Origin of the sequence: Chryseobacterium sp. ERMR1:04 (genome assembly GCF_001297705.1) — a bacterium.
Taxonomy (GTDB): domain Bacteria; phylum Bacteroidota; class Bacteroidia; order Flavobacteriales; family Weeksellaceae; genus Chryseobacterium.
The window spans coordinates 39,981-55,440 of sequence record NZ_LIRF01000009.1 but is presented as its reverse complement, the minus strand read 5'-3'; the positions used below and the strand labels follow the sequence as shown (position 1 = coordinate 55,440).

At 35.2% G+C, this 15,460-nt stretch carries 14 protein-coding genes; 7 read left to right on the top strand and 7 right to left on the bottom strand.

The features are described 5' to 3' along the window. Positions 1 to 39 precede the first annotated feature (39 nt). Both map and AMQ68_RS22960 read left to right on the top strand, forming a co-directional pair. Entirely contained in the window at positions 40 to 804 is a 765-nt protein-coding gene (map, locus tag AMQ68_RS22965; RefSeq protein WP_054512943.1) for a type I methionyl aminopeptidase, read from the top strand. A gap of 193 nt (positions 805 to 997) precedes the next feature. Continuing rightward, positions 998 to 3,991, top strand: coding sequence for a VIT domain-containing protein (locus AMQ68_RS22960; protein ID WP_054512942.1), 2,994 nt, complete (start codon positions 998 to 1,000; stop codon positions 3,989 to 3,991). Between the two features lie 253 nt (positions 3,992 to 4,244). On the opposite strand, the gene AMQ68_RS22955 is transcribed toward AMQ68_RS22960, so the two are convergent. The 4 genes from AMQ68_RS22955 to AMQ68_RS22940 form a co-directional block, all read right to left on the bottom strand. Further along, positions 4,245 to 5,660, bottom strand: a complete 1,416-nt coding sequence (locus AMQ68_RS22955) for an aldehyde dehydrogenase family protein (protein WP_054512941.1) — start codon at positions 5,658 to 5,660, stop codon at positions 4,245 to 4,247. A gap of 165 nt (positions 5,661 to 5,825) precedes the next feature. After that, a complete protein-coding gene (locus tag AMQ68_RS22950; RefSeq protein ID WP_054512940.1) occupies positions 5,826 to 6,272 on the bottom strand; it encodes a nuclear transport factor 2 family protein in 447 nt (148 codons plus the stop codon). Between the two features lie 6 nt (positions 6,273 to 6,278). Further along, positions 6,279 to 7,097 carry an AraC family transcriptional regulator gene (locus tag AMQ68_RS22945; protein WP_054512939.1) on the bottom strand — a complete coding sequence of 273 codons (819 nt, stop codon included), beginning with the start codon at positions 7,095 to 7,097 and terminating at the stop codon, positions 6,279 to 6,281. Further along, positions 7,094 to 7,594: a hypothetical protein gene (locus AMQ68_RS22940; protein WP_054513038.1), complete on the bottom strand. Its 501-nt coding sequence runs from the start codon at positions 7,592 to 7,594 to the stop codon at positions 7,094 to 7,096. Before AMQ68_RS22940 ends, AMQ68_RS22945 begins: the two co-directional genes overlap by 4 nt. 195 nt (positions 7,595 to 7,789) lie before the next feature. Here AMQ68_RS22940 and AMQ68_RS22935 point away from each other — a divergent pair, with 195 nt between their 5' ends. Next, entirely contained in the window at positions 7,790 to 8,122 is a 333-nt protein-coding gene (locus AMQ68_RS22935) for a DUF6150 family protein (RefSeq protein ID WP_054512938.1), read from the top strand. Between the two features lie 102 nt (positions 8,123 to 8,224). Here the strand turns inward: AMQ68_RS22935 and AMQ68_RS25455 are convergent, their stop codons facing one another. Further along, positions 8,225 to 9,085 carry a DUF4822 domain-containing protein gene (locus AMQ68_RS25455; protein WP_198408898.1) on the bottom strand — a complete coding sequence of 287 codons (861 nt, stop codon included), beginning with the start codon at positions 9,083 to 9,085 and terminating at the stop codon, positions 8,225 to 8,227. Between the two features lie 176 nt (positions 9,086 to 9,261). Here AMQ68_RS25455 and AMQ68_RS22925 point away from each other — a divergent pair, with 176 nt between their 5' ends. The 4 genes from AMQ68_RS22925 (at position 9,262) to pelA (ending at position 13,182) form a co-directional block, all read left to right on the top strand. Continuing rightward, positions 9,262 to 10,119: a helix-turn-helix domain-containing protein gene (locus tag AMQ68_RS22925; RefSeq protein ID WP_054512937.1), complete on the top strand. Its 858-nt coding sequence runs from the start codon at positions 9,262 to 9,264 to the stop codon at positions 10,117 to 10,119. Positions 10,120 to 10,188: 69 nt separating this feature from the next. Next, positions 10,189 to 10,839, top strand: a complete 651-nt coding sequence (locus AMQ68_RS22920; protein WP_054512936.1) for an HD domain-containing protein — start codon at positions 10,189 to 10,191, stop codon at positions 10,837 to 10,839. Positions 10,840 to 10,977: 138 nt separating this feature from the next. Continuing rightward, positions 10,978 to 12,156 carry a DUF4861 domain-containing protein gene (locus AMQ68_RS22915; RefSeq protein WP_054512935.1) on the top strand — a complete coding sequence of 393 codons (1,179 nt, stop codon included), beginning with the start codon at positions 10,978 to 10,980 and terminating at the stop codon, positions 12,154 to 12,156. Positions 12,157 to 12,162: 6 nt separating this feature from the next. Further along, positions 12,163 to 13,182 carry a pectate lyase gene (gene pelA / locus AMQ68_RS22910; protein ID WP_123905771.1) on the top strand — a complete coding sequence of 340 codons (1,020 nt, stop codon included), beginning with the start codon at positions 12,163 to 12,165 and terminating at the stop codon, positions 13,180 to 13,182. A gap of 498 nt (positions 13,183 to 13,680) precedes the next feature. Here pelA and AMQ68_RS22905 read toward each other — a convergent pair whose 3' ends face one another. Continuing rightward, positions 13,681 to 14,793, bottom strand: a complete 1,113-nt coding sequence (locus AMQ68_RS22905) for a polysaccharide lyase family 1 protein (RefSeq protein ID WP_054512933.1) — start codon at positions 14,791 to 14,793, stop codon at positions 13,681 to 13,683. 285 nt (positions 14,794 to 15,078) lie between these two features. Beyond that, entirely contained in the window at positions 15,079 to 15,420 is a 342-nt protein-coding gene (locus AMQ68_RS22900) for a cupin domain-containing protein (RefSeq protein ID WP_054512932.1), read from the bottom strand. Positions 15,421 to 15,460 lie beyond the last annotated feature (40 nt).

Here is a 15,460-nt window from a genome sequence, read left to right as displayed (position 1 = left end):
TATTTGGCAATAAGAAAACGTAAAAAAAAATATATAACAATGTCAATAACAAATGAACATGAATTAATAGGAATGCAGAAGGCGAGTGAAGCGGTTGCATATACCTTAAAAGAAATGATTCATTATGCTCAGCCAGGCATGACAACAAAGGATCTTGATGAATACGGTGCAAAGATACTTTCCGACTTCGGTGCAAAATCTGCTCCTTATTTAACCTATGGGTTTCCGGGTTGGACATGCATTAGTGTGGATAATGAATTTTGCCACGGTATTCCTACAGATCAACGAATTTTAAAAGAAGGTGATTTAATTAATATCGATGTTTCTGCAGAGTTGAACGGATTTTGGGCAGATAACGGAGGTTCTTTTATCATCGGAAAAGATATTAACCAACATCAAAAATTGGTCGATGCTTCTAAAGATATTTTAGAGAAAGCGATCAATAACATAAAAGGAGGTGTAAAAATAGCGGATATCGGATTTTTAATGGAAACGGAAGCTAAGAAAAGAGGTTTTAAAGTTATTAAAAATCTGGGTGGTCACGGTATTGGAAGAAGCCTACACGAAGAGCCGGATGAATTATTAAATTACAGAAACCGTTTTGACAACAGACGTTTCAAGAAAAATTCTGTGGTGGCCATTGAAACATTTATTTCAACCTCTTCAAATTTAGCAGTAGAACAGAATGATGGCTGGACAATGGTTGGGAATAAAGGAGGATATATGGCACAACACGAACATACGATTGTGGTGACCGATGGAAAACCAATTATTTTAACACATATGAATGAGATATTGAACTAAGAAACTCAAATCAGTTTTTTATAAATAACCTTCAATAAAAAGATAGACACTTGCAGAAATGTAAGTGTTTTTTTGTTTTTATAGTGTTGATTTTTAATGATTTTTAAATTTAAATAAAATCCTTTCCAACCTTTTGTGGGTAACCAGCATCTTTATAGATAGAGCCATTTATTAACCTCAAACATATTATAAGATGAAGAACATATGCCTGAAACTTTTGCTGTTTTTCCCGATGTTATATTGGGCGCAAATACCGATTATTGAGACTCCAGATACAAAAGGAGGATTTGAGAATAATAATAAGGTTATTCTTCAGAAATTGAATATCGAAACCAAAATTACGGGTGGAATTTCCACGAACGTTATCACCATGGTTTTTAAAAATAATTCTAACCGATTAATGGAAGGCCGATTAACTTTTCCGCTTCCTGAAGGAGTAAATGTAAGTGGCTATGCGTTGGATATTAATGGAAAACTAAGAAATGCCGTTCCTGTAGAAAAAGAAAAAGCTAAGGAAGTTTTTGAAACTATTCAAAAAAGAAATATAGATCCCGGAATTTTAGAAAAAGTGGAAGGAAATAATTTCCGTACAAGAATTTATCCCATCAATGCAAATGGAGGGGAAAGAACAGTTCAGATTTCTTACAATTATGAACTGAAAAAGCAAGGGAATCATTACCAATATTTTCTACCGCTTAATTATTCCACTCAAATTCCTGAGTTCAATATAAAAACAAGTGTTTTCCAGAATGCGGTTTCCCCGGAATTGGAAGAAAAGCCTGATGGAAGTTTTAATTTTGTAAAAAATGGAAATGTTTGGGTTGCAGAAACGCATAAATTAAATTATAAGCCAACTCAAAATCTGAAGATCAATTTCCCACAAACTGAAGGAGGTCAAAATGTATTGATACAGAAAGCATCAGATCATTCTTCTTACTTTTTTGCTAATTTAGGAATTGATCCAAAAGAAAAAGCTAAGAAATTACCTAATAAATTAGCGATTGTTTGGGATAATTCGTTAAGCGGATTAAAAAGAGATCATACGAAAGAATGGACTTTACTGGAAGAATATTTTAAAGTGAATAAAAGCCTTTCGGTAAAAATTTATTTCCTTAATAATACGTTTGATGAAGGTAAAAGTTTTACAATAAATAATGGAAACTGGAATGAATTAAAATCTTATTTATCTCAGGTTACGTATGATGGCGGTACCGATTTCGGACAATTAAAATCAGTAAAAGAAGAGGAAGTTTTATTTTTCACAGATGGACTGTCTTCTTTTGGAGATCTGAAAATGACTATTAATAAACCGGTTTACACTATTTCGTCATCTAATAATGCGAATTTTAATCAATTAAAATTTATCAGTAATAAAACAGGAGGTGAGTTTTTAAACATCAGTGAAAATGATCCTAAAAAAGAAGTCCGTAAACTGTTGTATCAGTCTTTAAGATTTATAGGAATTGAAAACAATTTTTCACTGACAGAAGTTTATCCTTCGCTGTCACAAACCATTTCTCAGGATTTTGTGTTAACAGGTATTCTAAAAGGAAATCAAGCAACCGTAAAGGTTTTATTTGGGTATGGAAATGAAGTGACAGAAACTAAAACGGTTTCTTTGGATGTAAATAAACAATCTGTAAAAGATTGGGAAATCTCTCAATTTTGGGCTCAGAAAAAACTGAATGAGCTGGAAATTTTTGAGAAAGAGAATAAAGAGGAGATCAAAAATATAAGCAGACAATTTGGGTTGGTGAGCAATAATATGAGCTTAATGGTGTTGGAAAATGTTCAGGATTATGTGCGATATGAAATTAGTCCGCCCTCTGAACTGCGTGAAGAATATAATCAGATTGTAAAAAATAATCAGGCTCAAAAAGATGTTCGTGTTAATGATCTCATGGCAAAAGCTGAAACAATGACCGAGAATTTAAAAAAATGGTGGAAAACAGATTTTAAACAAAAGCAGAAAAAATATCCTCAACCGAACTATCCTCAGTATTCTCCTAGAGAGGATATGAGAAGAGAAAGTAATGCACAGATTGAAGAGGTTGTAGTGAGAGGATATTCAGCACGAGCTGAAAATAAATCAATTGCTAGTGCATCAAGTGTTGTTGTTTCATCTCCGGTAGCAACCCCAGCAAGACAAGCTGATGTTGTGCAGTCTCTTGAGGGGCGAGTAGCAGGAGTAGAAATCTATGCAAAAGGGGATTATGCTATGGATAAGAAGATGACTGAAAATATTATCCAGAAAGGAAAAATCACAACAGTAGATGTGAAATCTGATGCAGAATACATGAAGTTTTTTGAGTCATCTAAAAAATCAGAAGAAATCTATCAATTGTATCTTAGTCACAGAAAAGAGTATGCCGAAACGCCGCAATATTATTTTGATGTGGCTCAGTTGTTTTTCAAAATTGATGATAAAAAAACAGGTTTAAGAGTATTGAGTTCTATTGCTGATCTTGATATCGAAAATGAAGAACTTTATAAATTATTAGCCTATAAATTAAAACAGGCTGAGGTATACGATAAAGAACTTTGGATCAGTAAAAAAGTATTGGATTGGCGACCTTTCGATCCTCAAAGTTACAGAGATTATGCGCTGGCTTTAGAAGATAATAAAGACTATCAGGGAGCTTTAGATAATTTATATAAAATTTTAAACCAATCTTACACCCGTGAAATGGCCAATCGTGATAATGGAATTGAAGAAACCATTATTATGGAGATCAATGAATTGATCAGCAATCACAGAAGTGAATTAGATCTTAAAAATATCAATCCTAAGATCATTGCAAATCTGCCTGTGAATATCCGAGTGGTAATCAACTGGAACAAAGACAATACAGATATTGATCTTTGGGTAACAGATCCCAACAGCGAGCGTTGTATGTATTCTCATAAATCAACGGGAATTGGCGGAAGACTAAGTGATGATTTTACGGGAGGTTTTGGTCCTGAGCAGTTTTTATTGAAAAAAGCGATCAAAGGAAAATATAAAATTGAAACTAATTTTTTCAATGAAAATCAAGTAAGTATTGCCGGCCCAACAGCAATTATGGCTGAAATTTTTATCAATTATGCCTCAGGAAAACAGGAAAGAAAAATTGTGGTTTTTCAAAATAAAAATGAATCTGATACAGGAGATCGAGATGGGATATTGATCGGTGAGTTTGAGTTTTAATAAAGCTTTTATATATTCTACCTAAAAAATAAGAGACTGATTGTGAAAAATCAGTCTCTTTTGTATAATAGTATAAACAATTGAAATCTTAACCACAAAAGCTATTGTTAAGTGATTAACATTTGAGACATTTTTAAAAACTTATGTTTTCTTGTTTGCACTCCTTAGTTAACTTAAATAACTCAAGTGTTAATCTTTTGCGGTTAAAATAAAAGCAATTTATCACGGTAAGATAATCTATTGATACTTATCCTTATTCCAATATTGCTTTAGGCTCCAAATAGGCTTCAAGCCCGAAAATACCATATTCTCTCCCGATACCTGATTGTTTAAATCCTCCAAAGGGTGCTTTTGAATCATGGGAAAGTCCGTTGATGCTAATTCTGCCAGCATCTATTTTTGAGGCAACGGCTAACGCTCTTTTTCTGTCTGATGAGAAAATATAGGCCGCCAAACCATAGGGTGTATCATTAGCAATACTTATCGCATCGTTATCATCGGTATAAGGAATAATGGATAAAACAGGTCCGAAGATTTCTTCCTGTGCAATACGCATGGAGTTCTTTACATTCGTGAAGACCGTAGCTTTTACAAAGTTTCCGGCTTCGAGTCCTTTGGGTTGGCCAATTCCTCCTGTAAGCAGTTCAGCTCCTTCTTCCTCTCCGATTTTAATATATTCCTGAACACGTTCAAACTGTTTCTGGCTCACCATGGGACCCACCATTGTATCTGGATCTGAAGGAAGTCCGACTTTTATCGTTTCCACAAAAGATTTTACCAATGTATTCACTTCTTCCAGTTTTGATTGTGGAACAAGAAGGCGCGTACCTGCGGCACAAGCTTGCCCACTGTTTAGAAATGCAGCAGTGATCGCAGCAGGAATTGTTTTTTCAAGATCTGCGTCATCCAGAATAATATTAGGAGATTTTCCACCCAATTCAAGAGTGATACGCTTCATACTATCTACGGCGCCTTTGGTTATGATTTTTCCAACCGCGGTAGATCCGGTGAATGATATCTTATTAATTCCAGTGTTACGAGTGATTTCTGCACCTACAACATCTCCCAAACCGTTAACAAAATTTACAACTCCTTTTGGTAAACCTGCTTCGTGAAAACATTCGGCGATGATTTGGGTCTGCTGAGCGCTCAGTTCGCTGGGCTTTACTACTGCGGTACAACCTGCGGCAATTACTGTTGATAATTTCGTACAGATAAAGCCGTTGCTCATATTCCATGGGATGATGATTCCTGCCACGCCAACAGGAGTAAGAAATACGTTGGTATTTCCTGTGACTTTTTCAAAATGAAAATCTTTTAGCACTTCAATCATTGCCGTGAAATCATTAATCGCAAACTGAACTACCATCGAACAAAATTGGTACGTACCTCCATATTCTTCAACCATAACATCGATGAGGTCTTGTTGTCTTCTGATCACCGCAGCCCGTATTTTTTCAAGATAAGTGATGCGCTCTTCTTTTGTAGTGGAAGAGAATGTTTTGAACGCTTCTTGGGCAGCAGCAATGGCATGTTGAGTATCTATTTCATTGGCTAAAGTTACCGTTGCTATTTTCTCATTATTAACCGGACTTAAAAGATCTAAAGTTTCTGTTCCGTTGGGAATAATGAATGCTCCGTTTACATAAATTGTTTCAATTTTTTTCATTGTATACTTAATTTTTTACTACAACAAAGTTGGGCAAGTCTCCTCTTATTTTAATTGCTGAAAAGCTCAAAGAAAGGTTTTTGAAAAGCTCATAATCAATTGCTGTAAAAAGAAAAACCATTCTGTCTTTGGGAACAGAATGGCTTAGATGATAAGGGTGAAAAATTATCGGTTTTCTATCCAGTCGACGAACAGTTTTCTTTCAGCGAAAAGCCATTTTCCATCTTGTTTTACAAATTGGTCATCATATCTAATGGCAGCAACCATGAACTTTTGACCACCTTCTTCTTTCGTAAGATGATGTGCCATACAATACGTAATTCCTGTAGCATGATCGTTGGCAATCGTTACGGTGTTTTGTCCGTTAAAATGCATTGTGCTATCATAAGTATTTAGATTATCGAATACAGGAAACAAATCTTCTCTGTTGGTAATAACCTGGGACGGTGTATCTGATTTTGGATCATAATACACTTCAAAACGAGTATCTTCGGTAAAGAGAGACATCTGCCCTTGGGCGTTTCGTGTATCTGCACAATAAGCATAGCTATCTACTAATTTTCTAATAGCAGCCTGATCTTCAATTTCCTGAATTTTCTGTTCTGTAGTCATTGTATTTTATTTTTGTAAGGTTAAACTTTCTGTAGGAGTGACTCCGTATTTTTGTTTAAATGCGGTATAAAAATGGGATAAGTTTTCAAAGCCAAGATCCAGATAGATATCTGCCGATTTTTTATTCTTTTTATGAATTAATTCATGGGCTTCCTCAAGTCTTTTGTTTTTCAGCCATTTGGCGGGAGAAGTATTAAAAATATGAACAAAATCTCTTTTAAAAGCTGCCAAGCTTCTTCCTGTTAATCTTGCGAAATTTTCTATAGGTGCATTGTAATGAAAGTTCTTCTGCATAAATTCTGCTAAATTGATCTTATGAGGTTCAGAGAAATCAAATAGGAAATCTCGCAATCCGCAATCATAATTTAAAAGGAGTTCTATACATTCTGAGACCTTGGCAAAAGACATATTATTGGTACTTTTTTCAGGGTTTTCCAAATAAGGGATCAGCGATTGAAAATAGCTTTGTAGAAAGACATCGGGTTGAATAACAGCCGTTAGCTTTCCTTCATATTTTTTATGAATATTGATGGAATGTAATGCAGCATATTTTTTTAAGTCTTCAGTTTTGAAAATGACAGAAACGGCCTTGTATTCTTTATCATCAGCAGGGAGTTTCAGACTTTTGGCAAATTGATTTCGATGAGCCAACAGCATTCTGTTTTTCTTCAATACAAATGTTCCTTTTTGATTAAAAACATGGGTTTCTCCTGAGACTTGGAAGGCTAAAATATGATCCGGAACAAATTGATCATAGCCCCATTTTTCTTCTGAACTACAGGAATAAACGAATGAATTTTCGATGGGTGGCGTAATCTCTTTCATGATGATTGATGGGTTAAAAGCTGTTGACGATACGTTTCATTTCTCGCTGCAGTATTAGAATCTACCGCCATAAGGAATGAAGCCAATAAAGCAAGGGTAATACCGGACGCTTGCCAGTTAGGAGATTTGCTTACTAAAATTAGGGCAGCTCCAATCATAACAAGGATGGGAAGTACTTTAAAAACAAGTGCGAAATCACTGTTAGACTTAGAAGTTCGTTCAATTTCCTTTTGTATAAAAGCTGAGCTGTCGGTTTGATATTCTTTTTCAAATTGGATGACCCTTGGTTTGTTGGCAGTATACAGACCTATTCCTATTGTTGTAAGCAGAAAACCTGTAATCGCTAAAGGAATAACAAAGGCTTTTGCCATCGTTGTTTTTCCTAAAAAGTAAAACCCAATAGCACTCAGGATGGTTATGAAACTGAATATCCATACTATTTTTGCCGAGAAAATTTCTGCCCGTGCCCAATCTGTACTTATTTTTATAATATCCATATCTGATGTTTTGTCTACAGCAAATTTCAATATAATAAAGGTAAGTACTATTTCTCAAAAGCTCAATATACACTTTCTGAAAAGCTCAAAGTGATTGGTTTTTAAAACGCTTTATGATCAGTTGATTAAAAAAAATAATGATGCTCATATCAATATTATTGAGTAACTTTTTACTTGATTTTAAAACAATACCCTATGAAAATACTACTGATCATTTCGTTTATAGTGTTAGCTGTAAAAATGCAGGCCCAGAAAGTATTTTCAACTCAATATTCTAGTCAGGCAGATGTAAAAGTTTTTGTGGTGGAATATGAAAGTCAGGCTGATCTTAAAGTATATAAAGTGCAATATGACATTCAGGCCGGAACTAATGATGGCAAATGGTTTTTTACCGAATATGGAAGTCAGGCCAAAAAGAAAATATATTTTGTTGACTATGCGAGTCAGGCAGATTTAAAAATATTTTTTGTAAAATATGATAGCCAGGCGGGATGGAGAAACAATGATAAAAAGCAACTCATGTATTAGCAGATGAGGTTTGTTGAATTAAAAAAAGAAAATTGTATCATACAAAAAGCCTGTTCTAGATAGAACAGGCTTTCCTTCATTATTAAAAAACTAACACATCCATTAAGGCTCCAAATGGCTGACCTTTGTGTGGATAATATCATAAAATACCGTTGGATTACTTGTGTTAGGAGTAATTCTGTAGGTGAATTTTTCATTGGTTAATTCAAGGATTTGTACATCACGGGTAAAAATAACCGCTCCGCTAGTAGGATCTTTAGCGACAAGAGTTCTTGTTTTTCCATCGGCAGAAATAGACCAGTCTCCTTGGTTTCTTAACACATTATTTAATCCATAAATAGCGTATGTTCCACCAGCTCTGAAGTAAGCAAATCCTACATAGCTTGCTACATTGGCGTCGGTTAAGCTCATCGCATTTCCGTCTTTATCTTTCGCTCCTGTCGTTTCCCAAGGAGTAGAAGCTAAAATTCTCTGACCATTGCTTGGTTCAGCATGATTTACCTTCGTATGGATAATATCATAATATACCGAAGGATCACTAGCGTTGGTATGAATTCTATAGGTGAAAACATTTCTGTTCAGCTCAAGAATATCTACATTACGGCTAAAGATGGTTGTTCCGTCAGGACGAAGAGCGGTAATGGTTCTTGTTTTTCCTTGTGAATCTACAGACCAGGTTCCCATGGAGCGTAATACATTATTAAGTCCGTAAATCGCAAACTTACCATCTCCATTAAAGTAAGAGAATCCAACAAATCCTGCTACTGCGGGATCTGTTAATGCAACAGATTGTCCGTTTTTATCTTTTGCTTCAGTTGTTTCCCAAGGGGTAGAAGATAAAACCTGTGAAGGGGTCAATTGCTCTTCAATGATTAAATGATCATCATCGTTTGAACAAGATACTGTAGTTGCAGTTAACATGAAAACTGTCAATAGGTAAAATAATTTTTTCAGGGTGTTCATAATTTATATTTTTAAATCTTTACAAACATATTCGTTCTCAAAATCAAAAGATTGTATGAAATATCTCTTTTGTTGTAAAAAGTATCACTTGCCGTTACTATTTTATTAAATTAATACGATAGTCTGTATAAATTCAGATATTGGTACATTTGAAAAACTAAATCGTTAGAAATTAAATGCTACAAATTGATACTCTTATACTTGACAGAGAAATAAAAGATTCTTTCCAGATTTCTAGATTAGACCATTCTATATTGAATGAAGGATTTTCGATAAGCGTGACCTATAATCGTGTATTTATTATTCATGAAGGAGCGGGAAGTGTTATTATCGATGATAAAGAGTTTGAACTTCAAGATAAAGAGATCTTATTAATCTCAAAAGGGCAAATGTTTTCATTTTCTCCACAAACAAAATTATCCGGATTTGAAATCAGTTTTGGAGATTGCTTTTGGGAAAAGGCTCCTGCAAGTGCTTCCAATTGCAAGCTTTTATTATTCAATGATGCTGCCCTTCATCAACGGCTATCTTTACATCAAAATGATTTTTTAGAATTGGACCCCATTTGTGAGATTGTATTAAAAGAATATCTCAGCGATGATTATCCGAACAAGTTGGATGCAATGGCGGCTTACTTAAAAATTCTGATGATTAAATTAGCCAATCTAGCTCCCTCTTTTCATGAAGGGATTGATGATTTTGATAATCAGATCTTCCGGAAGTTTCTGGAGCTTGTAAGTACAGAATATCATCAGATGCACGATGTATTGTATTATGCAGAAAAGCTTTTACTAACACCTCGAAAACTTTCGGATATCGCTAAGAAGAAAAGCGGAAAAGGAGCGAAGGAAATTATTGCCGGACAAATTATCGCAGAATCAAAACGGTTGCTTCAGTTTTCAGCTAAAACTATTAAAGAGATTGCTTACGAACTGTCATTTAGCACACCGGAGCAGTTCAGTCATTTTTTCAAAAAACATACAAATACTTCCCCTTTAGATTACCGCAAGATCTTTGTAAATATTGGCAGGTAATGTGAAGATTCTGACATTCCTTTCAGTCTTGAATGCACCTACTTTTGTTATCATAAAAATTAAAAAAGTATGTCAGTTCAAAGATTACAAAGCATTGCAGGAATCACCATTCCCGATAGTAAAATTGCCACAGAAGCCACCGAATTATTATTAGAACACGGTACCGAATTTATCTACAATCATTCTTTACGGGTTTTCCTTTTTTCTTCGCTAAATGGTAAAAGAAAGAACCTTGAATATGATGAAGAGCTGTTATATGTAAGTTCTGTATTTCATGATTTAGGATTGGTTCCGCATTACAGCAGTTCAGATTTAAGATTTGAAGTGGATGGAGCCAATGCAGCAAGAGATTTTCTGAAGAGCCACGGAATCCCGAAAGAAAAATTACAGTTGGTGTGGGATACAATTGCCCTTCATACGACAATCGGAATTGCAGAACATAAAGAAAACGAAGTAGCTTTGATGTATTCCGGAGTTGGATTGGATGTGATGGGAGAGGGATATGAACATTTAAGTGAAAAAAACAGAAATGAAATTATCGAAGCTTTTCCTAGAAATGACTTTAAGAATAAAATAATTCCAACCTTTTTTGATGGTTTTAAAAACAAAACAGAAACTACTTTCGGGAATATCAAGGCAGATGTCTGCGCCTTTATGATTCCTAATTTCGAAAGAAAAAACTTTTGTGATTGTATTCTTCATTCGCCTTGGAGTGAATAGTTGAGGTTAAAAAAATACTCATTAAATTTTACGCGCATTATTTTTCCTAAAATAGTGTTAAATCCTTATCCTTGATAAGGATTTTTTATGCAAAACTGAAAATATTTTCTAATTTTGGAGAAACAACTCAATATGTTTATGAATAAAATTTCTCTTTTTGGATTGATGAGTGCAATCGGTTGCATTGGTGCGAATTCTTTACAAGCACAAAACTCCATTCAGATTAAAAATACATTGGATTTTCCTAGAACGGAAGTCGTTTCAATTCCTGTTTCAAACCTACAATCTTTTTTAAACAAAAACAAAGAATCTGATCTTAGAATCAAAGATAACGGGAACAAATATCTTCCTATCCAATGGATCGATAATGATGGAGATGGCAAAAGTGACGAATTATTGTTTCAAGCCAATATTGAAGGCAATAAAACCAATTCTTATACGATTGTTGCAGATGCTAAAACTCCCGTTCCTGAAAGTAAATTAACCACTTATTCAAGATTGGTTCCGGAACGTGTAGACGATTATGCGTGGGAAAATGATAAAATAGCTTTCCGGGTATACGGACCAAAAGGGCAGAAGGAAGCGTTAGCAGGCGTTAATGGAAGTACACTTTCCAGTGGTGTTGATATTTGGTTAAAAAGAACAGATCAACCCATCATCAATAAATGGTATAAAGGATATATGACGGATCCGATGTATTACCATAAAGATACAAGAGGAGAGGGATACGATCCTTATCATGTGGGAGACAGCCGTGGAACGGGAGGGACAGGAATTTGGAAAAACGACAGTCTTCAGGTTTCTCAGAATTTTGTGACTTCCAAAACCATTGCAACAGGGCCGTTAAGAACGGTTTTTGAATTAACTTATAATCCATGGAGTGAATATGGAATCAAAGAAACCAAACGTATTTCTTTAGATCTGGGTTCTAATTTCTCAAAGTTTGAATCTACTTTTGAGGCTGAAAAACAAGTTCCCAATTATACCATCGGAGTGACATTACATAAAAATGAAGGCGAAGCAAAACTGAATGATAAAAGCGGATATTACCTTCATTGGGAGAAAATTGATGATGCTTTTGTAGGCGAAGGAATTGTTGTTGATCCTAAAATTGTTGAAAAATCTATTGCCTTTACGTCTAAAACTCCGGATCAGAGTAATCTGTTGGTAGTTACCAAACCTCAGCGAAAACTCGTGTATTACGCAGGATTTGCATGGCAAAAAAGCGGACAGGTTCAAACACAAAAAGATTGGGAAGCGCTGTTGCAGAAACAATCTAAGATCATTGCTAATCCTTTATTGATTAAGATTAAATAAATAAAAATGAATGTAAAAATCTGTACCTTAATTCTTGGATTAGCGGCTGTACATTATTCAGCCCAGATAAAAGATACCTTAGCCGAAAAAATGTTGCTGTATCAACTTCCAAATGGCGGTTGGGGAAAACAACTCAACGATAAATCTGTGGTGAACTATAATTTACCCATCGATAAAAATCTTTTAAAGAAGATTAAAGCGACGGGAGATGATCACGCTACGATTGACAATAATGCAACTTCCAGAGAGATCAATGCATTGATTAAGTCATATAAAACAACAAACAATCCCGAATACCTCAAGTCAGCAGAAAAAGGAATTAACTATCTTCTTTCGATGCAGTATCAAAATGGTGGATTTCCTCAATATTATCCGAATACAGGATTATACAGAAAGCAGATTACGTATAATGACAACGCGATGATCAATGCTTTAACGGTTTTGTATAATGTGGCGGAAGGTAAAAATGATTTTGATGTTGTGGATTCTAAGGTAAAAGAAAAATCGAAGGCTGCTGTTCAAAAAGGAATTGACTGTATTTTAAAAACGCAGGTGTTGCAAAAAGGAACTCCGTCAATTTGGGGAGATCAATATAATGAAATCACAATGCAGCCCGATAAAGCCCGAGCTTTTGAACCTATTTCTTTGGCGACTGGAGAATCGGTCAATGTTGTAAAATTTTTAATGATGCAACCTGCCACTCCGGAAATTCAAAAATCAATTAAATCTGCAATAAACTGGTTTAAGATGAATAAAATTGAAGGGTACAGTTATAACGTAACCAAACAAAACGGGAAAGCGGTTAGGATTTTGGCTGAAGATAAAAATTCTATCATTTGGGCTAGATTTTATGATATCCATAACAATAAACCGTTGTTCGGAGATCGTGACGGAAGTGTAAAATATAATTATAACGATGTTTCCGAAGAAAGGAGAAACGGGTACAGCTGGTTTGGTGATAGCCCTGAAAAACTGGTTGATAAAGAATACCCGAAATGGGCGCAGAAGAATAATGTGATGTTTTAGGGCTGAAGACTTGGAGAGTTTTAGGGTTTGAGAGTGAGAGGGTTTTAGGGTCGTGGAGTTGTCGTATTTTTGGTGTCATTGCGAGGAGCGGAGCGACGAAGCAATCTCAATATATAATAGTAAGCATCACAGTTATCCACAAAGTTTGTCATCCTGGAAGGATCTCAACGATTGAAATACCATCTTAAAAGATAGCAAAAAAAGATTGCTTTACTTTGACAGGCTCAGCAGAGACTAGCTATACTTCTCATAATGAACCTAAATAGATTTCTAATACTATGCTTAGATCCTTTCAGGATGACAAAATAGGTGTTGAAATGCATAGGTTGAAAATACGACTTCAACCCTAGCCCCGATTATAATGAAAATCCTTTTTTGAAAAAAAAGATTGCAATGGAAAGCGGGAAAAAGCTCCTAAATAAAACATGAAAATTAATGTAAATAGAAAATGACTGAGCATTACACTCAGTCATTTTCGTCTACAATTTTAATTTTAACTTATAATGTATTGCAAATATTGCCTCCTAAAGTAGCACCTGCATTGGCGGTAACATCAGCTTTTACGTCCGCAGCTGATAAAGCAGGAATTGAATAAGGCGGTGTAAATGCCGTTCCGCTTCCGGCTGTGTTTCCTGTTATGTTGGTAAAGATGCTTCCGGTTTGAGTAACTGCAGTAAATCCGCTCATTAAATTAATAGGTTCTTTTACGTTTTCAAAAACATTTCTGTCCACAAGAATATTTGCCTGAACTCCAGCTGCAATACATTTATTGCTCGCTGAACTGTTGAAATAGCTGTTGATGATATGTATTTTTCCAAATCTCACTCTTGGCATACGCTCTTTACACCCAGGTGCCCACCAGCAACGAACAAACGTTACATTCAGTTTTCCTGCATCGGCAGTAGCTCCATCGCTTGATCCGATAAGATTCGAAAATCTGTGATCGTCTGTTCCTCCTGAACCTCCTGGTTTTGGTGTTTTCAAATAATGGAATTTAGTATACGAAACCGTAACAAAGTCAGATTTATTTTTGATGTCAAAGTTTCCGTCTACACCGTCTCTAAACTCACAATGATCAATCCATACATTTCTACAATCATCTAAAATAGCATTGTCCCAACCGTCTGTATCATAAGCTCCCGGGCCTTCAAAGATGAGGTTTCTGATGATGATATTGTCACATCTTTTAATGTTGATAATTCCTGAGCCACTTGCAGTCTGGTCCGTAGAAACCAATTTGGCACCACTTGCGCCATAAACTGTCTTTCCGGTTTGATCCTGAAGCGATAAACGCGTGGTAATCGTAATGGTTCCTGTTATTTTCACAACTTTAACCGCTGTATTTTCTAGGGCAGCTTTTAATTGTGCATAGGTTGTCACTGTAGTTTCGGCAGCGGTTCCACCTCCTGTAGTTCCCCCATTTTGTGAAGCCCATCCCGGAGCTACGCAATTGGCGAGAGGAATAATGGCATTGGTTTCTAATGCGCCTAGATTCATGGTGTTGGGGCTTTCTTTCAATTCACTTTTGATGTCGTCTTGTCCGCAACCAATTAGGGCAAAAGTTGAACTTAAAGTTACCGTCAATAAAGCAACTTTGATTTTTGTTTTCATAGTTTAATATTTTTGTGATTTGGTGAGTTGTGAAATTATTAAATGTATAATTAATTGTTTTATATTTTAACGTATCAATATTTATATAATTATAATGTTGTTTATTTTATTAATTCAATCGGTTGCATTTTGTTGTAGTGTTAAAAATGATGAATAATCGTTGCTTGCATATAAAATTCCCGCAGATTTTACCAATCTTACAGAATACATCTGACTAATTTGTAAAACCTGCGGGAGAGCAATGTATATAAAGAGATTTAGTGTATTGTTTATTCTTCCAACGTATTATGGAGTAAGGAAATCTTCTCTAAATGGGGTGAATGCATAAATTAATTGTCCTTCTTCTAAGCATTTCACACCATGAAAAATATTGGGCTGAGCGAAAAACCCGTCCCCTTTCTGTAGTATTTTCACTTCCTCATTAACGGTTACTTCAAACTTTCCTGAAGCAACATACGTAATTTGAGAATGAAAATGCTGATGCAACGTTCCAATCGCATCTTTCTCAAATTTTACGATGACCATCATAACCTGAGAATTGTATCCTACAAATTGTCTGCAAACTCCATTTCCTAAATCTTCCCATTCAGAATTTCCGTCAAAGAAGGGTTCTTTTTTGAATTCCATTTTTCTATGTTTTATTGTTGGTTATTCGCAATGGCGCAAA

Bases quoted from the DNA above. Each gene is read 5' to 3' on its own strand.
- map (WP_054512943.1), top strand. From the start codon at position 40: ATGTCAATAACAAATGAACATGAATTAATAGGAATGCAGAAGGCGAGT.
- AMQ68_RS22960 (WP_054512942.1), top strand. From the start codon at position 998: ATGAAGAACATATGCCTGAAACTTTTGCTGTTTTTCCCGATGTTATAT.
- AMQ68_RS22955 (WP_054512941.1), bottom strand. From the start codon at position 5,660: ATGAAAAAAATTGAAACAATTTATGTAAACGGAGCATTCATTATTCCC.
- AMQ68_RS22950 (WP_054512940.1), bottom strand. From the start codon at position 6,272: ATGACTACAGAACAGAAAATTCAGGAAATTGAAGATCAGGCTGCTATT.
- AMQ68_RS22945 (WP_054512939.1), bottom strand. From the start codon at position 7,097: ATGAAAGAGATTACGCCACCCATCGAAAATTCATTCGTTTATTCCTGT.
- AMQ68_RS22940 (WP_054513038.1), bottom strand. From the start codon at position 7,594: ATGGATATTATAAAAATAAGTACAGATTGGGCACGGGCAGAAATTTTC.
- AMQ68_RS22935 (WP_054512938.1), top strand. From the start codon at position 7,790: ATGAAAATACTACTGATCATTTCGTTTATAGTGTTAGCTGTAAAAATG.
- AMQ68_RS25455 (WP_198408898.1), bottom strand. From the start codon at position 9,085: ATGAACACCCTGAAAAAATTATTTTACCTATTGACAGTTTTCATGTTA.
- AMQ68_RS22925 (WP_054512937.1), top strand. From the start codon at position 9,262: ATGCTACAAATTGATACTCTTATACTTGACAGAGAAATAAAAGATTCT.
- AMQ68_RS22920 (WP_054512936.1), top strand. From the start codon at position 10,189: ATGTCAGTTCAAAGATTACAAAGCATTGCAGGAATCACCATTCCCGAT.
- AMQ68_RS22915 (WP_054512935.1), top strand. From the start codon at position 10,978: ATGAATAAAATTTCTCTTTTTGGATTGATGAGTGCAATCGGTTGCATT.
- pelA (WP_123905771.1), top strand. From the start codon at position 12,163: ATGAATGTAAAAATCTGTACCTTAATTCTTGGATTAGCGGCTGTACAT.
- AMQ68_RS22905 (WP_054512933.1), bottom strand. From the start codon at position 14,793: ATGAAAACAAAAATCAAAGTTGCTTTATTGACGGTAACTTTAAGTTCA.
- AMQ68_RS22900 (WP_054512932.1), bottom strand. From the start codon at position 15,420: ATGGAATTCAAAAAAGAACCCTTCTTTGACGGAAATTCTGAATGGGAA.